The organism is Marinobacterium sp. MBR-111 (assembly GCF_040547585.1).
Taxonomy (GTDB): Bacteria; Pseudomonadota; Gammaproteobacteria; order Pseudomonadales; family Balneatricaceae; genus Marinobacterium; species Marinobacterium iners.
Window position 1 is genome coordinate 112,519 of record NZ_JBEPQA010000003.1, and the last position, 17,305, is coordinate 129,823.

A 17,305-nucleotide genomic window follows, 5' to 3' on the forward strand; every position below is an offset into this window, starting at 1 on the left:
GCCCCCATAATCGCCGCAGCAACGGAGTTTATGTCGGAGTGAGTCGGGCCATGGCCAGTGAAGAACGTCTTTATCGTGTCAGTTTCGTCAATCAGGACAAGGTGTACGAGGTTTACGTCCGACATGTCTATCAAAGCGACATGTGGGGGTTCATTCAGTTGGAAGAGTTTGTTTTCGGCAATCGTTCAGAGTTGCTGGTCGATCCCAGTGAAGAAAAACTGAAGCAGGAGTTTGCTGACGTAAATACCTGCTATGTGCCGATGCAGGCCATCATTCGTATTGATGAGGTTCGCAGCGAAGGTGTTGCGCGAATCAGTGAGGCCAAAGGGAATGTGGCGGCTTTCCCTTTGGCTCCTCCCAAACGTGACAAATAATCGTCGCGTCAGTGTGCCTAGCGTACAGTGCGTTCGGCCGTGAGGTTGTTGCCGCAGTTGCTGTTGCGCAGCTCGCTGCCGTTGAGCAGGGCAAAACGGTCAGTGGCATGGTATTCCACGCTCTGGTCTTCGGCATAGATCAGCTCGGCACCTTCAATCCGAAAACAGCCCAGGTCACGGTGCTGCCAGACCTGTTTCCAGACTTTGTCACCACTGTGCTCGCCCGGCGCAAAGGGGCCGGCAACACGAAGCCATGTGTCGGGACGACCACTTTTTTTCGAGTTCACACGTTGACCGCTGTGGGTAAAGGCGGTGGTTTTGAACATCACGTACTGCAGTGTCTTGTCCGTACCGTTGATAAAGCTGATATGTGCATCACTGCTGCCACCGGCACGGTGGTCGCTGATCATCAATACCGGCTTGAGCACAGGGGCTGGTTTGGGCTGTGCAACCGGTTCAGGCTTCTTTTGGGCGCAGGCACTGAGCAGTGCTGCCGTCAGTGCCAGGCTGCCCAGTCGAATCACCTGACGGGCTGAAGGTATGGTCATGCAGGTCTCCATGGAGTTGATGATCCTCATTTTTAATTCTGTGGGCAAAAGTGCAGCTTTACATCTGAACATCGGCTGAGCAACGCGTTCAGTCAACCTGCCCCGGCTGTAATGGCAACAGCAGTGTCTTGGATGGACGCCCGGGAATCTCGCGCGCCAGCCGAGGCACGAGGTAACCAGGCAGCTCCGACTGCAATTCCCCTACCAGTCGCTGGGCCTGTCGGTCATCAACGTCAAAATGTGCAGCACCCGCGACCGCGTCCAGTACGAACAGATAATAGGGCAGGACCCCGCAGGAGAACAATGTCTCGCTGAGTATTTTTTGTACAGATTTGTTGTCATTGATATCACGCAGCAGTACCGCCTGATTAAGCAACGTGATGCCGGCCTGCTTCAGGCGCACGCATGCCTTGATCACATCTGCGTCAATCTCCTGAGGATGATTGACGTGTAGTACCAGTACCGGCTGCAGACGTGAGGAGGTCAATGCGCTGATCAAGGTGTCTGTCACTCGCTGCGGGATGACCACCGGAAGGCGAGAGTGGATGCGTACACGCTGAAGATGGGGCACTTCACCCAAATCGCTTAGCATCCGCTGCAGTCGATTGTCCGGTGTGGCAAGCGGGTCGCCACCGGAAAAAATCACTTCACTGACCTGGTTGTGTTGATGCAGGTAGTCCAGCACTGCCTGCCACTGGCGCGGCCCCAGCTGGTTGTCGGCGTAAGGGAAGTGGCGTCGGAAGCAGTAACGACAATTAATGGCACAGGCACCGGACAGGATCAGCAGTACCCGGTCGGTATATTTATGGATCAGACCGCTGGTGTGGTTGGCATCGGCCTCGGCCAGCGGATCGGTGTTGAAGCCGGGCACCTGCAACAGCTCATCCCCCAGCGGCAAAATCTGACGCAATAACGGATCGTTCGGGTCGCCCTTGCGGATGCGGCTTAGCCAGGGACGAGGCACGCGCAGTGCAAAGTCACGGTTGGCCGCCAGAGCACCCTCAAGCAGGGTTGCGGGCAGTTCCAGCAACTCCAGCAGTTCAGCCGGGTCTTCAATACACTGGCGCAGTTCGGTCTGCCAGTCAGAGGCAGTGGGGTAGAGCAGATTCATCAAAAGTGCCGGTGCAGGGTGAGCAGGATAAATTGGCCTGCATTCTCCTTTGCAGTAGAATGGCTGTCAATTTATCGGGCTGCCCTTCAGAAGGATGTAGCCTGCTCTGGAATCCAAGACGCGGAACCTTCAATTTATGGCTAATTACTCCAGCAACCAGTTCAAAAACGGCATGAAAGTGATGATCGACGGCGACCCCTGCAGCATGGTCGATGTCGAATTCGTAAAGCCGGGCAAGGGGCAGGCGTTTACTCGCGTGCGTCTGCGTAACCTGCTGACCGGCCGTATCTGGGAGCGTACCTTCAAGTCCAACGAATCGGTTGAAAGTGCTGATGTGATGGATCTGGATATGGAGTACCTCTACAACGATGGCGAAATGTGGCATTTCATGGATCCAAGCTCTTTTGAGCAGTTCGCGGCTGATCAGAATGCGGTTGGCGATGCGGCCAAGTGGCTGAAGGAACAGGACAAGAGCATCATCACGCTGTGGAACAACAACCCGATCAGCGTAACACCGCCGAACTTTGTTGAACTGGAAGTGGTTGAGACTGATCCGGGCCTGAAGGGCGACACCGCCCAGGGTGGCTCCAAGCCTGCTACCCTGAGCACCGGCGCCGTGGTACGTGTACCGCTGTTTATCGAACGTGGCGAAGTGCTGCGCATCGATACCCGCACCGGTGAGTACGTCAGCCGCGCGAACTGATTCTGCTGAAGTGGAGCCGGAGGAGGTTTGCGGACTGTCTGCGGCCAGGGATGGCCGCAGCCAAGCCTACAGGGATGTATTCATGGCGTGTCCGTAAATCTTCACCGGCATCCACTCGGTTATGAAATGGCAGCTTCGGCTGCCGTTCTTGTTTTTGAGCACAATTCCGATGCAAGAGTCATGCTGGCGCCCCGGCGCCCCGATTCACAATCTGCGTGCCCGAGCCAAAGTGTTGGCACAGATTCGTCATTTCTTTGCCGAGCGCAACATACTGGAAGTTGAAACTCCGGTACTGTCTCATTGCGCGGTCAGTGACCCTTTCATCGACAGCCTTGAGGTCAGTTTCGGCTTTCAGCCGGGAATCGAGGACGAACGGCTTTATTTGCAAACCTCGCCTGAATACGCCATGAAGCGGCTGCTCGCCGCGGGCAGTGGTGATATCTATTCGATGGCCAAAGTATTCCGTAACGGCGAGTCTGGGCGGCGCCACAACCCCGAGTTCACCATGCTGGAATGGTATCGTCTGGGGTTCGATGATCGCCAGCTGATGGCGGAAGTGGACGCTCTGCTGCGCTCGGTGGTACCTGATCTTGAAGTGAGCTATCTAAGCTATGCACAATTGTTCGAGTCCGAGCTGGGGTTTGATCCGCACACGGCCAGTCTGGGGCAGTTACAGCGGATCTGCCGTGAGCACGTAGATGCGCCTTTCGTGGATGATGATCGCGATACCTGGCTGAACCTGCTGATGTCCCATGTGCTGGAGCCACGGTTGCAGGGTGCCGTGTTTATCCACAGCTATCCGGCTTCCATGGCGGCGCTGGCGCAGGTGCGCGAGGATGAGCAGGGCCGCCGGGTGGCTGCCCGCTTTGAGTTGTTCGTCAACGGCATCGAACTGGCTAACGGCTACCATGAGTTGACTGATGCGGCCGAACAGGCGCGACGCCTGCAGGCTGACCAACAGCAGCGTGCTGCGCTGGGGCTGCCACAGCGACCACTGGAGCTGCGACTGGTACAGGCGCTGGAAACCGGGCTGCCGGACTGCGCCGGTGTCGCCCTCGGCGTCGACCGGCTGGTGATGCTGGCGCTGGGCACCGAAGGGTTGGACCAGGTGGTATCCTTCATGCATGAGCGGGCGTGAGCCTGCTCATGCCGGCAGCTCCTTCAACAACGCCCGTCTCATTCTGTCGACTGCCTCTTCCAATAGTGCCCTTGGGCAGCCGAAATTCAGCCGCATGAAGCGCTCATCGCCAAAGTCCCGTCCCGGTGACAGGCCAACGCCGGCCTGCTCGAAAAAGTGGGGTGGGTTATCCAGGCAGGCGGCGGAGACATCGATCCAGGCCAGGTAGGTGGCTTCAATTGGATCAAGCCTGAGGCCGGGCAGGGCGTTGATCGCTTCAACCAGATAGTCCCTGTTGCCGCGCAGGTAATCCAGCTGGGCACGGTTCCATTCATCGCCGTCGCGGTAGGCCGCCAGGGCGGCGGTATAGCCAAGCAGGTTGACGTCGGGCACTATCCCCTTGCGCACGCGCTGAAAGCGCTGGCGAAGTTCCGGGTTCTGGATGACGGCAAAGGAGCAGCCAAGGCCCGCGATGTTGTAGGTCTTGCTCGGCGCCATCAGGGTGATGGTCCGCGCGGCGATTTCGTCGCTCAGCGATGCAATCGGGGTATGCGTCAGGCCCTGTTGCAGAATCAGGTCGCAGTGGATTTCGTCAGAGCAGATGATCAGGTCGTGGCGGATGATAATTTCGGACAAGGCTTCCAGTTCTTCACGGCGATACAGGGTACCGCCGGGATTGTGCGGGTTGCAGAACAGCAGCAGCCTGGCGTCCGGTGTAATGGCAGCTTCGAGTGCGTCCAGATCGATGACACTGCGTCCATCCTCCCCACGGGTCAGCGGTACCTTGATCAGGCTGCGATCAGACAGACGCGGGGCCGACATGAACGGTGGGTAGACCGGTGCCGGAGTGAGTACGGCAGAGCCTGATTCGCCCACCGAGCGGCAGGCAAGGTTAAGGCCGCACACCAATCCAGGCAACCAGACCAGATCGTTGACCTCGATCGACCAGTCATACAGACGCTGCATCCGCTCGATCACCAGTTGATTCAGCTCGGCCGGAGTGCTGGTGTAACCGAACACGCCGTGATCAATGCGTTGATGCAGCGCCTGAATCACGGCTTCCGGCGCCATGAAGTCGGTATCAGCCACCCACATCGGCAGAATTTCCGTGTCGGCATACTTTTCCCACTTCTCGCTGGAGGTGGCGCGGCGGTCAATCAGCTGGTCGAAACGGGTTGGGCTCATCGGTACTCCTTCATCGGGTCTGCGGTCAACGACAATCTGGTGATACAATAATAGTCATAACACAGCCCTGATCCTGTTTTTCACTCGGGTTAATGCCCGATCTTACAATCAGAGCTTCAGTATCTACATGCAGGCGACGGTTGTCAGCCTGTATAGAAGGGAGTAGCCAGCATGAGCAGCAACGATCGCGTCATTATTTTTGATACCACCTTGCGTGACGGTGAGCAGAGTCCCGGTGCCTCCATGACCCGTGATGAAAAGCTGCGCATCGCCAAACAGCTGGAAAAGCTGCGCGTGGATGTGATCGAAGCAGGCTTTGCCATCGCCAGCCCCGGCGACTTCGAGTCGGTGAAATCGATCGCCGATACCATCAAGGAGAGCACCGTCTGCTCTTTGTCCCGTGCGCTGGACGCGGATATCGACCGGGCCGGTGAAGCCCTGAAAAATGCTGCCTCCGGTCGCATTCATACCTTTATTGCGACCTCTCCGATCCATATGCAGTACAAGTTGCAGATGGAGCCGGATCAAGTGGTGGAAAATGCTGTGCGCGCGGTCAAGCGGGCGCGCAACCTGGTCGGTGACGTGGAGTTTTCGCTGGAAGACGCCAGTCGCTCCGAGCTGGATTTCATGTGCCGCATCATTGAACAGGTGATCGAAGCTGGTGCCCACACCATCAATATCCCCGATACCGTGGGCTACGCGGTGCCACACGAATACGGCAACACCATTCGTCAGCTGATCGAGCGTATCCCCAACTCCGACAAAGCGATCTTCTCGGTTCACTGCCACAATGACTTGGGACTGGCAGTGGCCAACTCGCTGGCAGCGGTCAATGCCGGTGCGCGTCAGGTGGAATGTACCATCAATGGTCTGGGCGAGCGTGCCGGTAACGCGGCGCTGGAAGAGATCGTTATGGCGCTGCGCACCCGCAAGGATACCTTCGGTCTGGAAACCCGTATCGATACTACCCAGATCGTGCCGGCGTCGCGTCTGGTATCCAGCATTACCGGCTTCCCGGTACAGCCCAACAAGGCGATTGTCGGTGCCAATGCCTTTGCTCATGAGTCAGGCATTCATCAGGATGGCGTACTCAAGCACCGTGAAACCTATGAAATCATGACCGCGGAAGATGTGGGCTGGAACACAAACCGCATGGTGCTGGGCAAACTGTCCGGTCGTGCCGCCTTCCGCGCCCGCATGGAAGAGCTGGGCACCGTGTTTGCCACCGATGCCGAGCTGAATACGGCTTTTGCCCGCTTCAAGGAGCTGGCGGACAAAAAGAGCGAAATCTTTGATGATGATCTGGTGGCGCTCGTCAGCGATGCGCGTGCTTCTGCCGGTCATGAAAAGTACAAGCTGAGCAGTCTGAATGTCACTTCCCAGACCGGTGAAGTACCGGTGGCCAACCTCGTGGTGTCCGTGGATGCTCAGGAACACAGTGCCGAGGCCTCCGGCAGCGGTCCCGTCGATGCCGCCTTTAAGGCGATCGAGCAGGTGGCGGCTTCCGGCGCCAATCTCCAGCTGTACTCGGTCAATGCTATCACCAGCGGCACCGATTCTCAGGGTGAAGTCACCGTGAGGCTGGAAAAGGCTGGTCGCATCGTCAACGGTCTGGGTGCCGATACCGATATCATTATTGCCTCGGCTAAAGCCTATCTGCACGCCCTGAATCTGCTGGATGCCAATATCCAGAAAGCTCATCCGCAGGTGTGAGGCCGGTATGACGCTGGCGGCACAAGAACAGAATCGCCACCGCTGGCTGGAGGCACTGGGTGTCGACAGCTGGCTGCCGCGCGGAAATTTGCCCGGTGCAGCCGAGATAGCGCCTTGGGTGGAATCATTTTGCTATCCTGATGATGCTCAGGCCGATGCCTGGCTGGAAGATGTTGCCGAAAGCGTTGAGGAGCAGGCGATCCCTGTTTCTACCCCTGCTCCAAAACCTGTCACTGCACGTGCCAGAATTGACACCGATACCCTGCTGGATCAGCGGCCTGCCGCTGTGCCGAAAGCGACACCGGTTGAGCGACCGGTTCGCACGACGCCAACCTCAACAGTGGTTGAAGCGCCGCGTTTCAAGCTGGCCTTTGTGCTGCGGCAGGATCTGCTGATTGTCGATTCACTGCCGCCGCACCAGCCGCAGGGGTTCAGCCGACATCATCGTGCCCTGCTGACCGGAATCACCACCGCGCTGGGGGCTGAAGCTGATACTGAACTGAGCGATGCCATGATGCTGCCCTGGCCGATGCTGGCCAGCCGCACGCTGGATCAGGGCGCCGAGGAGGCGCGCCGCGCCGTGCAGCACAAGCTCCGGCGTACGCTGGAGTCACATCGCCGTATCACTCAGGTGCTGCTGATGGGAGAGGCCGCTGCCCATTGGATACTTGGTGAAACGGCACCGTTGGATACGCTGCAGGGGCGCAGCTTCAAATTGCCTTCAGGGCTGCCGGTGGTGGTAACCTTGAGTCTGAGTGAACTGCTGCGGCTGCCCGAGCGTAAAGCTGAAGCCTGGCGTGATATTCAGCCGCTGCGCCTGGTCCGTTCAAGTGACTGATCTGCAGCTGCAACAGCTTGAGAAGGCTCAGCTGGATGCGGTGCTCAAGCTTGATGAGATCTGTTTCGAGAGCGAGCCTTTTGCTGCTGTCTGGTGGCAGAAGGCATTGACCAGCGCCGGGGCCAGCAGCTGGATTTTGTCCTGGAAGGACCGACCGGTGGCCTATTGTTTGTTCAGCGAGATAATGGATGAAGCTGAGCTGCTACGTATAGCGGTTGATCCGCAACAACGTGGCAAGGGCTTGGCTACCGACCTGCTGCACAAGGTACAGGACGCACTGATTGAGCGAGGGATAACCCGCTTTTTCCTTGAGGTGCGTGCATCCAACCGTGCTGCACAGGCCCTTTATCATCGTTGTGGTTGGCAACCCTGCGGTCGCCGTAAAAACTACTATCCTCTGGGTGATGCGCTTGAAGACGCGCTGTTGTTCAGCCGGGAACCTTGAAGCGGGAGTGAGCCGAAATGAGTCTGACACAGGGACTGATCAGTGGGGGCTGGCTCTGGGCGGCAAGCCTGGCAGCGCTGCTGGTGCTGTTGCTGGCGCTGAAGACTGCTCCCTGGTCAGTGCTGATGCAGCAGCGCCGGCTGCAGCATCTTCTGTTTGGCGCAACCGTTGTACTGATGCTGATGTGGACCATGCGGGCCGGCATCTCGCCCGGGCTGGGCATTCACTTTCTCGGTATGACCACGCTGACGCTGATGTTTGGCTGGGACCTGGCCATCCTGTCTGGCACGTTGGCATTGTTGGGCATGACCCTGATCGGGCGGGAAAGCTGGGACACGTTGAGTGTCAATGTGCTCTGTTCAGTTGTGTTGCCGGCGCTTGCCAGTATGGCGGTACTGCGCCTGGTTGAAGCAAAACTGCCGCGCAACTTCTTTGTCTATCTGTTTCTGTGTGCCTTCTTTGGTGCCGGTGTGGCAACCGCTGTTGGCGGCATGGCGATGGCACTTCTGCTGTGGGCCGATGGTGTGTATCCCTGGGCCAAAATCTATCTGGAGTATGTGCGCTTTCTGCCGCTTATCATGTTCCCCGAAGGACTGCTGAACGGCATTATCATGACCGGCATGATGGTGTTTCATCCTGACTGGATCCGTACATTCGACGCCCACCATTACATTGATGAGCAATAGCTCTACCGACGTCAGCGCCGCACCGGATGCTTGGCAAGCTTGCGCTGCAGAGTGCGGCGATGCATCCCCAGTGCCCGTGCCGTGGCTGAGATATTGCCTTCGTGCTCATGCAAAACTTTCTGGATATGTTCCCATTCCAGCCGGTTGACCGACATCGGTGTGTCTGGAATGTCGCTGTTCAGCTCTGAAGCCTCTGCTTCACCTTCAAGTGCCCGCAGGATCTGATCGGCATCAGCCGGCTTGGGCAGGTAGTTATGTGCCCCCGACTTGATTGCTTCGACAGCAGTGGCAATGCTGGCATAGCCGGTCAGCACAAGAATGCGTACCTCTGAATTCAGCTGTTTGAGCTGAGGAATCAGGCACAGGCCGGATGGGCCCTCCATTTTCAGATCCACAGTGGCCAGGTCTGGCGCCTGTTGATGGGCCAGCGCAACGGCTGTTGCTACGTCGCGTGCGACCTGAACCTCGAAGCCTCTCCGGGTCATGGCACGGGCCAGTACACGGGTAAAGGCCGGGTCATCGTCCACAATCAGAAAATGTCGGGTCATACGTCAGCTCCCTTGAATGGCTCGGGTATGATCGGCAGTTCAACTTCAGTCAGGGTGCCCCCGTTCGGGTGGCTGTAAAGGCGCACTTCACCCTGGTGTCGAGCCAGCGTGGAAGAGGTGAGAAACAGGCCAATACCCAGCCCTCGCCCCTTGGTCGTTACAAACGGTTTGCCCAGTTGATCGGCCTGTTCCAGCGGTAGCCCGGGACCCTGGTCATGCACTTGCAGGAGGATACGCTCACTGTCCCAGCTCAGCGCAATCTCGATATCCTCGGGGTGGGCATCGGCCGCATTGTTGAGCAGGTTAAGCAATGCCTGTTGCAGTGTTATAGAAGCGCTCACCCTTGGTGCCGGGCCAGAAGGAAACGGGGGTATGCGGTAGCTGACTTCGGGGCGCATCAGGGTCCATTCTTCAATCACGCGCTCAAGCAGTTCGGTAACGGCGATACGGCTATGGCTGCGTTGCTGTTCTTCCTGCACGCTGCGACTCATCTGCTGCAGTCGTGCCGAGCAGGTGGCCACCTGCTGGCGCAGCAGCGCGATATCATCCTGCAGTAACGCGTCACCAGGATGATCCAGCTCCATTTCACGCAGGGTAACCTGCATGGTGGACAGCGGGGTGCCCAGCTCGTGCGCAGTACCGGCGGCCAGTGTGGCCAGCGCAAGCAGCTGCTGATCACGAATATGTTGTTCACGTTCGGCCTGCAAGCGCTGTTCACCGCGCTGCAGGGTCTGATGCATGCGCACGATAAACCAGCTGATCAGCAGGACGGTAAACAGAAAATTGATCCACATGCCGGTGATGTGAAGGTCATACAAATCGAAAATCCGGTGTTGGTGACCCTGTTCCAACTTCAGTACCGGTATGTAGTGGCGCAGCAGTGAGGTATAGAGCACTACCAGCATGGTGGCCATCAACAGGGTGTATCGAGCGCCAAGGGTGGCGGCGCTGACAAGCAACGGAATCAGCAGCATGAAGATGAACGGATTGGTGGCGCCACCGCTTTGGTACAGCAGGCAGCCATAAAGCACGACATCGGCACAGAGCTGGCTGAAAAACTCCAGTTCGGTCACCGGCCAGCGCGAGTGCAGGCGTGCAAACGTCATCACATTCAGCAGTGCCAGAGCTGCAAGAGTGGACCCAAGCAGCCATACATCCAGTGTCAGATGCAGTACAAACAGAGCGAACAGCAGAGCGCCACTCTGGGCAAAAAGCACCAGAGTACGGATATAGGTCAGTTGCAGCAGGTGGTGATGAAATCCGCTCAGCACAGCAGCCCCGGAGGAATTACGCTAAGGTTAATGGGGCAGTATACCTGCCAACGGCACGTATGTGGTCCAGCCTTTGTGCGACAAAGCGTCGCACAAACGGTGACAGCCGGCAGGCTGCGACTTGCGAAAGTATAACCCGATCCAACATACTAAAAAGGTAAACGTTTCAAATCTGACCTGAGGGAGACAAACCAAATGGTGGCCAATAAAGACCCCATGATCCCCGATGGTGATGTGAATCCGATCGATACCGACTACCAGATCGGTCAGGATAACATCGTTGTCAACGTAGGCCCTTTCGGCCTGGATATCCACAACCGCGTCTTTGCGATCTCCGGTCTTGCCGTGATCGCGTTCGTACTGCTTACCCTGGTTTTTCAAAGCCAGGTGGAACCGCTGTTCAGCAGCCTTCGTGGCTGGCTGACTACCAATCTGGACTGGTTTTTCATCAGTGCAGCCAACATTTTCGTGATTATCTGTCTGGTGCTGATTTTCACCCCACTTGGCCGGGTACGCCTCGGCGGGACCGAAGCCACACCGGATTACAGCTACGCCGGCTGGTTTTCCATGCTGTTTGCTGCTGGTATGGGTATCGGCTTGATGTTCTTCGGCGTTTCGGAGCCACTGTCCCACTTCAGCTCGGCCTTTGGTGGCATTAGTATCGAGAACGGCGTTCGAACCGACTGGGCGCCACTGGGGGCTGCTGGGGGGGATGCCGAATTGGCTGCGCGCTTGGGCATGGCCGCCACCATCTACCACTGGGCGCTTCACCCTTGGGCAATCTATGCCGTCATGGCACTGGGGCTGGCGTTGTTCTCCTTCAACAAGGGTCTGCCGCTGACAATCCGTTCGGTGTTCTATCCGATTCTGGGTGAGCGAGTCTGGGGTTGGCCGGGACATGTCATTGATATTCTGGCCGTGCTGGCGACCCTGTTCGGCCTGGCTACTTCTCTGGGCTTCGGTGCCTCTCAGGCTGCATCAGGTTTGAACTATCTGTTCGGTATTCCGCTGGGCAACACGACACAGATTGTTCTGGTGATCGGGATCACCGCCATAGCGCTGGTTTCAGTACTGGCCGGTCTGGATGCCGGGGTGAAGCGACTGTCTGAAATAAACATGGTGCTGGCGGTCTTGTTACTGGCGTTCGTGATCATCGTTGGGCCGACGCTGGCCATTGCAACCGGCTTCTTCGATAACCTGATGGCGTATCTGACCTATCTGCCGGAGCTGGCTAACCCCGTTGGGCGTGAGGACAGCAACTTTGCATCTGGCTGGACCGCGTTTTACTGGGCCTGGTGGATCTCTTGGTGTCCGTTTGTAGGCATGTTTATCGCGCGCGTGTCCAGGGGGCGTACCGTACGCGAATTCATCATCTCGGTACTGTTGGTGCCCTCGCTGGCCTGCGTGTTGTGGATGACCGTGTTTGTACCACCGCCATCGACCAGGTGGTGAATGCGGGCTACGACGCCGTGGCCGACGCGGAGCTGCCGCTGCAGTTGTTCACCATGCTGGACGTATTGCCGCTGGCGCAGATCACCTCGTTCATCGCGATCATTCTGGTGGTGGTGTTCTTTATCACCTCATCCGACTCCGGCTCGCTGGTCATCGATGTGATCGCGGCGGGTGGCAAGGTGGATGCGCCGACGCCACAGCGCGTGTTCTGGTGTACGTTTGAAGGGCTGGTGGCCATTGCGTTGATCCTTGGCGGGGGGCTGGTCGCGCTGCAGGCAATGGCGGTGTCGACCGGTCTGCCGTTTACCATCGTGTTGCTGGTCGCAGCCTTCTCGATGGTGAAAGGACTCGCCTCTGAGCCTCGGGTATAACACGCATGGCTGAACTGCAGCAGGCTGAACATATCGAGATACTCGACTTCCTGCGCCGTACCGCTCCGTTTACGGAGCTGCCCGAGGAAACCCTCGGGCAGGTGGCGGGGCAGGTTGAGGTCGCCTATTTCAAGGCGGGCAGCCAGATACTGAACTTTGGTGAAGAGATCAGTGACTGGTACATCATCCGCAGCGGTGCCGTTGAGGTGTTCCGACGTAACGGTGATCTTTACAACCGTTTGAGTGAAGGAGGTTTCTTCGGTGAGTTCGGCCTGCTGCGCAACAAGCGGGTGCGATTTCCGGTAGTGGCGCTGGAAGACACGCTGGTGTATCTGATTGCCGAGCCCCTGTTCAACGACCTGTTCGACAATAATGAAGGCTTTGCTGATATTGTTGAGGTGGAAGACCGCACCCGTCTGCGCCAGGCGGTGGCGCGGCGTGAGGATGCCAATGAGTTGATGACCTCCAGGGTTGAAACCCTGGTGAGTCGTGAGCCTGTGTGTCTGCCGGTTACGGCCACGGCGCGCGAGGCGGCCATTCGGATGACGGAAGAGGGTGTGTCGTCTCTGCTGATTCTGGATGCGAACGATGATCCCGAGCGTGACAGCCGCATGGCGGGTATTATCACCGACAGGGATATTCGCAATCGTTTGGTCTCTCCGGGACTGGACTACGATACGCCGGTCACCGAGATTATGACCTCCGAGCTTCGGTACGTTGAGCACTCCCAGTTCGTGTTTGAAGCGATGCTGCTGATGCTGCGCTTCAATGTGCACCACCTTCCGGTTCTGAAACACCGGCAGCCGATCGGGGTGATCGCCCTGTCCGACATCATCCGCTACGAGTCGCAGAACAGCCTGTTTGTGGTCAGCAGCATCTTCCGGGCACAGAGTGTGGAAGAGCTGGTGGCACTGAAGCAGGATGTACGCGCCTGTTTCACCCGCATGGTGAACGAGGACGCCAACTCGCGCATGATTGGCGGTGCCATGGCGGTGATCGGTCGTAGCTTCAAGCAGCGTCTGCTGGAGTTGGGCGAAGCCGAGCTGGGACCGCCTCCGGTGCCTTATTGCTTTCTCGCGCTGGGCTCCATGGCGCGGGAGGAGCAGCTGATCGTCACCGATCAGGACAACGCCATGATTCTCGACAATCGTTACGACCCCAAAGAGCATGAAGGCTATTTCAAGGCCTTGGCGGAGTTTGTCTGTGACGGGCTGGATGCTTGTGGCTACACCTATTGCAGCGGCAAAATCATGGCCACCAACCCGAAATGGCGTCAGCCGCTGCGGGTGTGGGAGCAGTACTTTACCGAGTGGATCGAAAAACCGACGCCGGAATTTCTGCTCAACAGCGCCATCTTCTTCGATCTGGAGGGTGTGTGGGGCAGGACCCGTTGGGCCGAGATGCTGAACGACCTGATCCGGCGCAAGGCGCAGCGCAATCCGCGTTTTCTGGCCTGCATGGCACGTAACGCCCTGCTGCGTACACCACCACTGGGATTCTTCAAGGATTTCGTGATGGAGACCGATGGCCGCCATACCAATTCGATCAACATGAAGCGGCGCGGAACGGCGCCGGTGGCGGACCTGATCCGCGTACACGCGCTGGCAGTCGGTTCACGGGCACGCAACTCCTTTGAGCGTCTGCGTGATGTGATCGATGCGTCGGTGATGCCACCTGGGCGCGGGCCGGACCTGCGCGATGCGCTGGAGTTGATCTCCATGGTGCGGATACGGCATCAGGCACTGGATCTTGAAGCGGGACAGGAGCCGGACAATAACGTTGAACCTGAAAACCTGTCTGACTTCGAGCGCAAGAATCTCAAGGATGCTTTCCAGATTCTGAGTCATGCCCAGAAGTTTCTGAAATATCGCTATCAACCCGGGCGTTCCAACTGATGTTCTACCTGGACCGAAACGCACTCCAGGATGAGCCGGCACGGGATGCCCAGGATCCGCAGGTGAACGACTGGTCGGCCCGCTTTGCCGAACTGGCTCGGCAGACACGCTATCCGGCGCTGAAGGACTTTTATCAGGCCGGCGCCGTGATGCCGGATACACCGCTGCAGGATGTGCCGCTGGTGGCGATCGACTTCGAAACCACCGGGCTGGACCCCCGCAAGGGCGGCATTGTCAGTATTGGACTGATGCCGATGAGTCTGAGCCGTATTCACTGTGCCGGTGCGCGTCATTGGGTGGTCAAGCCCCGTGCTCGGCTCAGCACTGAATCGGTGGTGGTGCATGGCATCACCCATTCAGAGATAGCGGCAGCACCTGATCTGTCCCAGATCCTGGATCAGTTGCTGGAACAGTTGCGTGGCAGAGTTGGGGTCGTGCACCATCGCGGCATCGAACGCAGCTTTCTCAATGCGGCGCTGCAGGCACGAATTGGCGAAGGAATCGAGTTTCCGGTGATTGATACCATGGAGCTTGAAGCCCGTCTGCACCGTCGCAGACCTCTGAGCCTCTGGGATCGTCTGCGCGGGCGCAGGCCCCTGTCGATCCGTCTGGCACAGAGCCGTGAGCGCTACCATCTGCCTCACTATCGCCCACATCATGCCCTGACCGATGCGCTGGCCTGTGCCGAACTGCTGCAGGCTCAGGTCGCAGACCGGTTCTCGGTCGATACGCCGGTGGGGGAGCTGTGGTGTTGACTGACCACTGACCCAACATAGATCAACGTCGGTGACTGTAACCGGTGCTGTTGCACCGTCTGTGGCAGGTCCGCCAGCGTGCAGGCCAGGATGCGCTGGTCCTCTCGGGTACCCTTTTCGACCAGCAGCGCAGGCCAGTCCGGAGGCAGACCGGCAGTCTGCAGGCCGTGACTGATGGCAGCGGCCATCGACAGCCCCATGTAAAAAACCAATGTTTCATCCGCCCGCGCCAGATCCTGCCAATTGATTTCACTGTCATCACAGGAATGGGCCGTGATCAGCCTCAGTCGTGCAGATTGTCCTCGCTCGGTCAGCGGAAATCCGCAACTGGCGGCACAGCCGGCTGCAGCGCTGATGCCGGGTACAATACTGAACGGAATATCGGCGGCTCTCAGTGCATTCAACTCTTCTCCCAATCGACCAAATATCAGCGGGTCGCCTCCCTTGAGCCTTACCACTCGGTGCCCTTGCCGAGCCAGCTTGACCAGCAGCTCACAAATTTCGCGTTGAGAGTGTGAATGTCGCCCCTTCAGCTTGCCGACATATATGCGCTGTACATGCAGCGGTATCTGAGCCATCAACTCAGGGCTGACCAAGGCGTCATGCAGCACTACCTCGGACTGCTCAATCAGGCGCCAGCCCTTGCGAGTGATCAGCTCCGGATCACCGGGGCCGGCACCCACCAAGTCCACGCGCCCGAGGGGGGTGTTGTCGGTGTGGGATAAACGGCTGCCGAACAATGTCTGTCGGCTTGGTAATGCTAACCGTATTTCAGCAAACGAACGTACCAAAAGCGTAAACATGTTCTAGCCCTCATAAAAAAACGCCTGCCCGTGACCGGTTTGGCGATCACGGAGCAGGCGTCGTTGCCTTAATTCAAATGTTAAGCAGAAATAAACAAGCAAAACCGGTGCCAGTTGCGAGAGCTGGAACATAAATTGCTTGTCCCGATGGTATCCCTGCAACTTCTTTGCTGAGAGGCCGCCGATGCAAGCTTCAAGTACACCGCTGACCCACCGCTTTCTGCTGGCTGCTCGTGAGGCCGAGATTGAGGCACTGAAACAATTGGCCGTGGGTTGCCAACAGGCGATTCTGACCGGGAGGTTAATCCATGAGCTGCAGCGTGAACGCGGTATTTCAAATGTCTTTCTGGCTTCCGGCGGTGAGTGCTTTGCCCGTCAACACCCGGAGCAGGTCGCGCGTAGCCGTGTGGCCGAACAGGCCTTTCGGCAGGGAGTTGCAGCCCTGATGCCGGGCACAGGCAGTGCACCGGCGGGAATGCGCCTGTGCAACTGCATCGCGGCGGTACTGCTGCAGCTGGAAGAGCTGGATCTGCTGCGTGCTCAGGTGCAGCAGCAACAACTGGAGGCGGCAACGCTCACCTGTTGGCTGAGTGAGCTGATTGCCCGTTTGCTGGCGATCATTTTTGAACTGGCGGACAGCTGTGGCGACCCGGAGTTGACGCGGGCTCTGGTCGCGACATTCAACTTCATACAGGGGAAGGAGTATGCAGGGCAGGAACGTGCCTGGGGAGCAATCGGCTTCGCGGCAGGTCGGTTCGAGGCCGAGCAGCTGGAGCGGTTGATAAACCTGCAGGATGCCCAGCAACGCAGTTTTGATACCTTCACCTGTTATGCAGAGGCAGAGCCGCTGGCACTCTGGCACGAGCTGCAGGCGATGCCGGAGCAAGCCGAGCTGTTACGCCTGCGGGGCATGCTCAGCCGGCTGCAGCCTAAAGACGAAGTACCGATGCCATTGAGTGAGCTTTGGTATGAGCTGGCCACCTGCCGCATTGATCGCATGCAACAGCTTGAAGCCCATCTGGAGCAGCGCCTGCTGCAAAAGAGCCGTGACAAGACCGCAGCGGCTGAAGCGGAGCTGAGGCATCACCGGCAACAGCTTAACACCCTGATAGAAGCCGCTGCGCAGCGTACGGCTCCGGTCAACCTGACACCCATGGCTGAGCTGCTGAGCAGTCCCGGACATGAAGGCGGGGGGTTGAACGATACGGTATATGACCTGTTACTGACTCAGGCACGCCATCTGGAACAGGTTCAGAAAGAGCTGGAGTTAGCACGTTCGGCTCTGGATGAACGCAAGCAGATAGAGCGGGCGAAGGGATTGCTGATGCAGTTTCATGGCCTCAGTGAAGAGCAGGCCTATCATCAGATGCGGCAGCAGGCGATGCAGGCCAACATCCGTCTGGTCGATCTGGCGGCTCGTCTGATAGCCGCCTGTGACGGCCTGGGGAAAACGTAATTATGTTTTTCCGTGCCCTGTTAAGGGTCGTTTC

16 protein-coding genes and 1 pseudogene are annotated in these 17,305 nt (G+C 58.0%); 11 read left to right on the forward strand and 6 right to left on the reverse strand.

What is annotated here, in order from left to right; all coding sequences use genetic code 11:
• The first annotated feature begins 50 nt into the window (after positions 1 to 50).
• Positions 51 to 374: a DUF1820 family protein gene (locus tag ABIE61_RS03200; protein WP_354406670.1), complete on the forward strand. Its 324-nt coding sequence runs from the start codon at positions 51 to 53 to the stop codon at positions 372 to 374.
• 17 nt (positions 375 to 391) lie between these two features.
• Here ABIE61_RS03200 and ABIE61_RS03205 read toward each other — a convergent pair whose 3' ends face one another.
• On the reverse strand, positions 392 to 922 hold the full coding sequence (locus ABIE61_RS03205) for a hypothetical protein (protein WP_091826848.1): 531 nt from the start codon (positions 920 to 922) through the stop codon (positions 392 to 394).
• Between the two features lie 88 nt (positions 923 to 1,010).
• Entirely contained in the window at positions 1,011 to 2,033 is a 1,023-nt protein-coding gene (epmB, locus tag ABIE61_RS03210; protein ID WP_354406673.1) for an EF-P beta-lysylation protein EpmB, read from the reverse strand.
• Between the two features lie 136 nt (positions 2,034 to 2,169).
• Here epmB and efp point away from each other — a divergent pair, with 136 nt between their 5' ends.
• Together efp and epmA are read left to right on the forward strand one after the other, a co-directional pair.
• On the forward strand, positions 2,170 to 2,736 hold the full coding sequence (gene efp, locus ABIE61_RS03215; RefSeq protein WP_091826850.1) for an elongation factor P: 567 nt from the start codon (positions 2,170 to 2,172) through the stop codon (positions 2,734 to 2,736).
• Between the two features lie 169 nt (positions 2,737 to 2,905).
• Positions 2,906 to 3,874 carry an EF-P lysine aminoacylase EpmA gene (gene epmA, locus ABIE61_RS03220; RefSeq protein WP_354406676.1) on the forward strand — a complete coding sequence of 323 codons (969 nt, stop codon included), beginning with the start codon at positions 2,906 to 2,908 and terminating at the stop codon, positions 3,872 to 3,874.
• Between the two features lie 6 nt (positions 3,875 to 3,880).
• Here epmA and ABIE61_RS03225 read toward each other — a convergent pair whose 3' ends face one another.
• Entirely contained in the window at positions 3,881 to 5,038 is a 1,158-nt protein-coding gene (locus tag ABIE61_RS03225; protein ID WP_354406679.1) for a MalY/PatB family protein, read from the reverse strand.
• A 171-nt stretch (positions 5,039 to 5,209) separates the two neighbouring features.
• On the opposite strand from ABIE61_RS03225, the gene ABIE61_RS03230 reads away from it, so the two are divergent.
• The 4 genes from ABIE61_RS03230 to ABIE61_RS03245 are packed head-to-tail and all read left to right on the forward strand — an operon-like array spanning position 5,210 to position 8,720.
• Positions 5,210 to 6,751, forward strand: coding sequence for a 2-isopropylmalate synthase (locus ABIE61_RS03230; protein ID WP_354406682.1), 1,542 nt, complete (start codon positions 5,210 to 5,212; stop codon positions 6,749 to 6,751).
• A gap of 7 nt (positions 6,752 to 6,758) precedes the next feature.
• Complete coding sequence (locus tag ABIE61_RS03235) at positions 6,759 to 7,589, forward strand: uracil-DNA glycosylase family protein (protein ID WP_354406684.1); 831 nt, start codon at positions 6,759 to 6,761, stop codon at positions 7,587 to 7,589.
• Positions 7,582 to 8,034 (forward strand): ribosomal protein S18-alanine N-acetyltransferase, encoded by a 453-nt coding sequence (rimI, locus tag ABIE61_RS03240; RefSeq protein WP_206836417.1) that lies wholly within the window; start codon positions 7,582 to 7,584, stop codon positions 8,032 to 8,034. The genes ABIE61_RS03235 and rimI overlap by 8 nt, the downstream gene beginning before the upstream one ends.
• 17 nt (positions 8,035 to 8,051) lie before the next feature.
• Complete coding sequence (locus ABIE61_RS03245; RefSeq protein WP_354406686.1) at positions 8,052 to 8,720, forward strand: energy-coupling factor ABC transporter permease; 669 nt, start codon at positions 8,052 to 8,054, stop codon at positions 8,718 to 8,720.
• 11 nt (positions 8,721 to 8,731) lie between these two features.
• Here the strand turns inward: ABIE61_RS03245 and ABIE61_RS03250 are convergent, their stop codons facing one another.
• Together ABIE61_RS03250 and ABIE61_RS03255 are read right to left on the reverse strand one after the other, a co-directional pair.
• On the reverse strand, positions 8,732 to 9,268 hold the full coding sequence (locus tag ABIE61_RS03250; RefSeq protein WP_091826856.1) for a response regulator transcription factor: 537 nt from the start codon (positions 9,266 to 9,268) through the stop codon (positions 8,732 to 8,734).
• Entirely contained in the window at positions 9,265 to 10,539 is a 1,275-nt protein-coding gene (locus ABIE61_RS03255) for an ATP-binding protein (RefSeq protein ID WP_354406689.1), read from the reverse strand. The genes ABIE61_RS03250 and ABIE61_RS03255 overlap by 4 nt, the downstream gene beginning before the upstream one ends.
• Before the next feature lie 195 nt (positions 10,540 to 10,734).
• Between ABIE61_RS03255 and ABIE61_RS03260 the strand changes: the two are divergent.
• From ABIE61_RS03260 to ABIE61_RS03270, 3 genes and pseudogenes are all read left to right on the forward strand, one after another.
• Positions 10,735 to 12,362, forward strand: a pseudogene (locus tag ABIE61_RS03260) (BCCT family transporter).
• Positions 12,363 to 12,367: 5 nt separating this feature from the next.
• Positions 12,368 to 14,257, forward strand: coding sequence for a DUF294 nucleotidyltransferase-like domain-containing protein (locus ABIE61_RS03265; protein ID WP_354406691.1), 1,890 nt, complete (start codon positions 12,368 to 12,370; stop codon positions 14,255 to 14,257).
• A complete protein-coding gene (locus tag ABIE61_RS03270; RefSeq protein WP_354406693.1) occupies positions 14,257 to 15,012 on the forward strand; it encodes a 3'-5' exonuclease in 756 nt (251 codons plus the stop codon). Before ABIE61_RS03265 ends, ABIE61_RS03270 begins: the two co-directional genes overlap by 1 nt.
• Here ABIE61_RS03270 and cobA read toward each other — a convergent pair.
• The gene (gene cobA / locus ABIE61_RS03275; RefSeq protein WP_354406696.1) at positions 14,958 to 15,815 is read right to left on the reverse strand and encodes a uroporphyrinogen-III C-methyltransferase; all 858 of its coding nucleotides are present in this window, start codon (positions 15,813 to 15,815) and stop codon (positions 14,958 to 14,960) included. The genes ABIE61_RS03270 and cobA overlap by 55 nt on opposite strands.
• Positions 15,816 to 15,999: 184 nt before the next feature.
• On the opposite strand from cobA, the gene ABIE61_RS03280 reads away from it, so the two are divergent.
• Positions 16,000 to 17,271, forward strand: coding sequence for a nitrate- and nitrite sensing domain-containing protein (locus ABIE61_RS03280; RefSeq protein ID WP_354406698.1), 1,272 nt, complete (start codon positions 16,000 to 16,002; stop codon positions 17,269 to 17,271).
• Positions 17,272 to 17,305 lie beyond the last annotated feature (34 nt).